The sequence below is a fragment of the Stenotrophomonas sp. MMGLT7 genome (assembly GCF_021168555.1).
Lineage (GTDB): Bacteria > Pseudomonadota > Gammaproteobacteria > Xanthomonadales > Xanthomonadaceae > MMGLT7.
Window position 1 is genome coordinate 1 of the sequence record NZ_JAJOZS010000043.1, and the last position, 770, is coordinate 770.

Annotated in this window: 1 protein-coding gene; it reads right to left on the bottom strand. The window is 71.3% G+C overall.

The window, feature by feature from the left end; genetic code table 11:
- On the bottom strand, window positions 1–770 hold a 770-nt coding region (locus tag LRX76_RS18725), incomplete at both ends, for an AAA family ATPase (protein WP_231807142.1).

Here is a 770-nt window from a genome sequence, read left to right on the forward strand (position 1 = left end):
TCCAGCAGCGCCTGCACCTTGGCCGCCAGCATCAGCCCCTGGATGCCGCGCGGCGAGGCCCCCAGCGTCACCGACGCGTTGACCGAGGCCGGCGCGTACGCGCTGCGCGGCTGCGTCGCCATCACCAGCCGGATCGCGTAGCTCTGCGCCGCCTCCGGCACCGGCACCTGCCGCACCACCGTGCGCAGCCGGCACAGCGTCGCCGCATCGGTCACCGCCGACAGCTCGATCGCCTGACCGCTGGTGGTGCGGTCGATGATCGCGTGGTAGTCCTGCTCGCTCGGGTAGCCCACCACCAGCTTGAACAGGAAGCGGTCTAGCTGCGCCTCCGGCAGCGGATAGGTGCCTTCCTGGTCCACCGGGTTCTGCGTGGCCATCACGCAGAACGGCTCGGGCATGGCGATGGTGCGCCGGCCCACGGTGACCTGCTTCTCCTGCATGACCTCCAGCAGTGCCGACTGGGTCTTGGGGGTGGCGCGGTTGATCTCGTCGGCCAGCACCAGGTTGGCCACCACCGGGCCCTGCTGGAAGGTCAGCTCGTGGCCGCCGTCGGCGCGCTCGGCCAGCACCGAGGTGCCGACGATGTCGGCCGGCATCATGTCCGGGGTGAACTGGATGCGCGAGAACGGCAGGTCCACCGCGCGGGCGATGGAGCCCACCAGCATGGTCTTGCCCAGCCCCGGCACGCCTTCCAGCAGCACGTGGCCGCCGGCCAGCAGCGCCGTCAGCACACCGTCCACCACCTCGCGCTGGCCCACGATCATCCGGCC